We start from the raw sequence: 4828 nt of genomic DNA, 5'->3' as shown, positions 1-4828 counted from the left end.
GGCCAATGTGGATCGCTACTCCTTCATTGCAGTGGACTTTCACCACCTACTCTTTGCCGGTTTGTACCGGCGCACCAGAAATCCTAACATTCGCGACAAAATCGGCGGCGCTGATTTTTAAGGGAAAAATCCGTCGCAAAAGTCATGTGCAAAAGGCCGATTTTCGCGACCGAGTTTTGCGACAATTTCGGGACCTCACGGATGCGGATCGGGGAAACCGTGACGCTCCGACAAAGCGGCGAGAATTTTGTCCTTCTCTGAGATGAATCCTCGGCCCTGATACATGCCCGTTTGATGGGGTGAGGTTGCCCCATCCGCCAGGACCAACAACGGGAGAGACTGGTTTTCCTCCCCCACGATCCTAATGACCGGAAGCCTCGGCCGGGCCCACTCAATTCGTTCTACGTCGAACCGCTTCGCCAGCTCCGGAAACGAGGCTAGGACACCTTCCATGAGGGCGCAATGCCAGCAATAGAATCGCTGCCCCGGATAAGAAGGGTCTTCAAAATCCGGACGCAGTAAAAAGAGCTTGTCGCGATTCATCTTCGATCCCTGATCTGCTGATTGGATGGAAATACCCGAAACCCGCATAAAAGCCAGGTTTCCGCGATATCCCCGCGATAACACATTGACCAATGCTCGGCAACCTGCACAAATGATACCGATCTGTATCATTTAGGTTTTGCCATGCCATTACGCGCCGACGCTGTCGAAAAACGCCGTCATATCGTTGAAACCGCCTATCACCTGTTCAAGCGCGATGGCTTCCACGCCACAGGCATCGACAAGATCATTGCCGAGGCCGAAGTCGCCAAGATGACCATGTATCGGCACTTCCCGAGCAAGGAGGGTTTGATTGTCGAGGTTCTGGGCTGGCGGGCGGAGCGCTTCGGGCAACACCTCGACCAGCTCGCCGGGGCGGCGATGACACCGGGCGAGAAGATCGCGGCGATTTTCGACTGGCACGAACGCTGGTTCGATAGCTCGGATTTTCACGGCTGCCTGTTCCAGCACGCATTGGCCGAGTTCGGAGATCCAGCCCATGCCGTATTCGAGGCAGTCGCACGGCAAAAGCGCGACCTGCAACAGCGGCTCCGGGACATTCTGGCGCAATCCCTGCCGGACGATCGCGCCGAGCACGTCGCCACAACGCTGTTCATGCTGATCGAGGGGGCAACGGTGCTTGCTCATATGGGGCAGAGCAAGACGGCGATCGCCAGCGCACGGAAGGCGGCGGCCGATGTGCTGGCCCCAGTGGGACGGTCGCAATGAGTGCGGTTGTCATTGGCCTCGCGCTGTTCGCCGCGATCCTGCATGCGACGTGGAATGCCTTCCTGCGCAACGGCGGCGATCGGCTCTGGACCGTCACCGTCATGAGCTTCGCCAGCACGGTTTTCGCCCTACCGTTCGTGTTCATCTATCCTATGCCGACGTCCGGCGCCTGGCTCTATATCGTTCTCTCGGCCCTCCTTCAGGTCGGATACAGCATCTTCCTCGTCGCTGCCTATCGTTACGGGGAATTGGGGCAAGTCTATCCGATCGTCCGGGGAACCGTGCCGCTGCTGGTGACGCTCGGCGGCTTCATCATCACCGGCGACACACTCAATTCCTGTCAGATCGCCGGCGTTGTCCTTATTGCCTTGGGCATCATGAGTCTGGCGCTTGGGAAAGGGAGAGCCTCGACCTCATCCATCCTGTTCGCACTGGCGACCGGCGCAATCATTGCCGCCTATGCGACCGTGGATTCCATGGGGGTACGGCAAACCGGACAAAGCGGGGCCTACACGGCTTGGGTGCTTGTGCTCTATGGGATATTTCTGCCGGCCGCCTTCCTTGCCCTGCGTCGGCGGCTGGTGGTTGATTTTAGCGCATCCGCCACATGGAAGGCGCTTGGTGGCGGCCTGGTCGCGATGGTCGCCTATGGCGTCGTGGTCGCGGCGTTCGCTCTCAACAAGCCGGCCCGATCACGGCGTTACGGGAAACGAGTGTCGTCTTCGCCGTTCTGATCGGCTGGCTGTTTCTTGGCGAAACTCTGAGCGCCCGGCGCATCTTCGCCTGCCTGATCGTCGCGGCCGGCGCAATCCTGCTCGGGCTTTGATTGCAGGTGACGTAAAAAGTCAGGAGTTTTGTGACACTCTTTGCATCCCTATCGCTCTTAGGATTTCCAGGTACCCAGCGCCGCTCCCATAATGATGAACACCGCTCCGATCATTAGCGAGGTAGAAAAGGCAGCAAGCCCCAAGCCGATCAAGAGAAGTGTCGCGAGGAGAGGTGTCCCATATGCGAGAATGGACATAAGTCGCGTGTCCCCACGCGCGACGCCGTAGTCCCAGAGCGCATATCCAAGCCCCATGGGGGCTATCCCCAATAGGATGATAGCAACCCACTGCGACGTGTTCAGGGCCTGCGTTGTCTCAAACGAGAAATGCATTGCCATACATGCAATGGCAGCGAATAGCCCATAAATTCCTACAGCATCGGATGGAGTGATCCGGTCGAACTGGCGGTAAATGGTGTAGCTCGCATAACATACGCCTGCCATAAGGGCCAACCCGATGCCTGTGAGATCAAAGGTCAGGCCACTCCAGGGATTTATGACGAACACGACCCCCACAAACCCCACGAGGATCGCTGCGTAGTGCTTCGGATGGAGCTTTTCGAAACCAAGGAAACCGGACATCAGCAATGCCATAATTGGCCATGTGTAATTTATGATGCTGGCCTGAGCGGCTGGAATCCGGGTTATCGCCAGAAAATTAAAAGCATTTGTTCCGAGAACACCTATGATGCCAAACGCCAGCATGCCCCATGATCGTGGAAACATATCCAGCAGGTTTTGTCCCCGGATCAGACGCAGGCCTGCGAGCATGAAGAAGCCCACGGCCTGGCCAATTGCCAAAATCTGAAATGTAGGGGCAGGGGCAGCAAAAAGAGCCAGGGACGGCCATGTCGCCCAAAAGAAAATGGACAATGCACCGATCAAGGTGGCAGTTCTTCTCGGTACGCCTCCGGTCGCGTGACTTCCGCCACCATCACTCGTTTCAACCATATTATAGGTGATCGCAGCCATACCTACCTCACATTGCGGGATGCCGGAATAAGCGTCGACATTAGCAATTGTTGTTCTGGAAGATAGTGGGAATTTACAGGCAGCCCATCTCCGAAACCAAAAAAATGAGGAACTTTGTAACACGGCCAGATCGCTAGACCACGGTTCGACAGACAGGGAAGGGCCGCACCGTTCGATACTGTCAGACTTATGCCAGGCACGCCTAAGCATCTGACGGCCGCAATTGTCTCACGCGCGGCGAGAGCTTCTTGTATTGTGCAATACAAACATGGGGGTGACGCACTCGGCGAACTCGGCGACAGAATTACCCTTGCTCGCTCGCCGCCCTGATCGCGGCGAGCTTTTGCGCCTCCGCGCCGTGCGGAAAGCGCACGGCCTGGAGCCTGAGTTCCATCCAGCCGGCGAGCATCTCGACCTGCTCTATGGCGGTCCAGAGGTCCTCTCGCGAGATCGTAATATCCACGCCGGCGAAACCGCGAATCTCCTCCTTCGCCGCGCCCTTTTCGTATTCGGTGACGAACAGAGGCGGGGAGTATTTCTCGATCGTCTTCGTCGAGTGGGATGGCTGGAATTCGTGGAGGTGCTTTCCATGCTGCGCGTCGTTGCGCGCCAGCACTACCTGTTCGATTACGTCGAAATTGACGGGGCATGTCGCCCAGTCGTCCTTCGCTATTTGTCCGAATGCGTCACGATAGACGGCGACGAAGCCCTCTTTCTTGAACCGCTTTCGCCAGTCCGCCGGAAACTCGATCCCGAGCAGCTTCTCCCACGTCATGAAGAACACCTTCAGCGTATCCGACAGCATTGACAGGGCTGCAACGCCCACGGCGCCGATCCCGTAAGTCGCGTCCATATACTCGGCCACGAACGGTGGTTCGCCGTCCTCGCTGTACGGCGGCACAAACGGCTCTTCCTGCTCATCGATCTGCCGGAGAATCTCTCGGAAGCCGACGACCCCGTTGTCGTAGAAATAGCGGATGAACTTGGTCCGCTCCTTCAGGAAATATTCCACGTCCACGCTGCGCCCCCGCTGTAATCAGATTGCGTTTTCCATCAAATCTCACTGCCATGTATTCCTCGTGAGAATTTCGCAAAAATCCCAATTAAAGCTACGATTTTCTGGATACTTCGGCAACGCACGCAGAAAGCGTTTGCGTGACAATGTTCCTGTTTTATTCTCTTCACGAGATTCGGAGAGGTAATTATGTCAATCATCAGCCATGTCACGCTTGGTACCAACAATCCTGATCGCGCGGGCCGCTTCTACGATGAAGTTCTGGGGGCTCTCGGATTCGAACGCTTGCCAAAGCCGCCCGGCAAACCTCCCGCCTACGAGAAAGGCGGGTTACCTACGATCTACCTTTACACGCCAGAAGATGGACGGCCGGCCACATGGGGAAACGGCACCCACATTGCATTCATTGCGGATACGAAAGATGCGGTTCATCGCTTCCATGTGGCGGCGCTTCGACTTGGAGGAGCCTGTGAAGGCAAACCGGGTCCGCGACCGCACTATGGAAACAACTACTACGCCGCGTATGTCCGCGATCCGGACGGCAACAAGCTACAAGCCGTATGTTATGCGGTTGATGCTGAGGGAACGCCGTGACTCTGGCTTAGCTGGAACGTCCACACTGTTTCGTAATGCTGCTGTTCAGTCGCGAAGCGCCGGCGCAAAATCAGGATTTTTGGTGCGCCGGTACAAACCGGCAAAGAGTAGGTGGTGAAAGTCCACTGCAATGAAGGAGTAGCGATCCA

General features: G+C 56.7%; 5 protein-coding genes and 1 pseudogene. 3 read left to right on the top strand and 3 right to left on the bottom strand.

From position 1 onward, the window contains the following. Positions 1-195: 195 nt before the first annotated feature. Complete coding sequence (locus tag DXT96_RS26770; RefSeq protein ID WP_153517189.1) at positions 196-543, bottom strand: DUF3088 domain-containing protein; 348 nt, start codon at positions 541-543, stop codon at positions 196-198. 144 nt (positions 544-687) lie between these two features. Between DXT96_RS26770 and DXT96_RS26765 the strand changes: the two genes are divergently transcribed. Then, the gene (locus DXT96_RS26765; protein WP_153517188.1) at positions 688-1272 is read left to right on the top strand and encodes a TetR/AcrR family transcriptional regulator; all 585 of its coding nucleotides are present in this window, start codon (positions 688-690) and stop codon (positions 1270-1272) included. After that, positions 1269-2098: pseudogene (locus tag DXT96_RS26760) on the top strand (EamA family transporter). Before DXT96_RS26765 ends, DXT96_RS26760 begins: the two are co-directional and overlap by 4 nt. A gap of 57 nt (positions 2099-2155) precedes the next feature. Here the strand turns inward: DXT96_RS26760 and DXT96_RS26755 are convergent. Both DXT96_RS26755 and DXT96_RS26750 read right to left on the bottom strand, forming a co-directional pair. Further along, on the bottom strand, positions 2156-3070 hold the full coding sequence (locus DXT96_RS26755; protein WP_174113774.1) for a DMT family transporter: 915 nt from the start codon (positions 3068-3070) through the stop codon (positions 2156-2158). Positions 3071-3374: 304 nt separating this feature from the next. Then, the gene (locus DXT96_RS26750) at positions 3375-4088 is read right to left on the bottom strand and encodes a hypothetical protein (RefSeq protein WP_153517186.1); all 714 of its coding nucleotides are present in this window, start codon (positions 4086-4088) and stop codon (positions 3375-3377) included. Positions 4089-4274: 186 nt separating this feature from the next. Here DXT96_RS26750 and DXT96_RS26745 point away from each other — a divergent pair, with 186 nt between their 5' ends. Further along, positions 4275-4679 (top strand): VOC family protein, encoded by a 405-nt coding sequence (locus DXT96_RS26745; RefSeq protein ID WP_153517185.1) that lies wholly within the window; start codon positions 4275-4277, stop codon positions 4677-4679. Positions 4680-4828 lie beyond the last annotated feature (149 nt).

Origin of the sequence: Agrobacterium sp. ICMP 6402 (assembly GCF_009498615.1) — a bacterium.
Classification (GTDB): domain Bacteria; phylum Pseudomonadota; class Alphaproteobacteria; order Rhizobiales; family Rhizobiaceae; genus Agrobacterium; species Agrobacterium burrii.
Note: the sequence above shows the minus strand (reverse complement) of the source record. Positions and strands in the feature narration are given on the sequence as shown.

Excerpts from the sequence above, each read along its gene's own strand:
- DXT96_RS26755 (WP_174113774.1), bottom strand. The coding sequence starts at position 3,070 with ATGGCTGCGATCACCTATAATATGGTTGAAACGAGTGATGGTGGCGGA.
- DXT96_RS26770 (WP_153517189.1), bottom strand. The coding sequence starts at position 543 with ATGAATCGCGACAAGCTCTTTTTACTGCGTCCGGATTTTGAAGACCCT.
- DXT96_RS26745 (WP_153517185.1), top strand. The coding sequence starts at position 4,275 with ATGTCAATCATCAGCCATGTCACGCTTGGTACCAACAATCCTGATCGC.
- DXT96_RS26765 (WP_153517188.1), top strand. The coding sequence starts at position 688 with ATGCCATTACGCGCCGACGCTGTCGAAAAACGCCGTCATATCGTTGAA.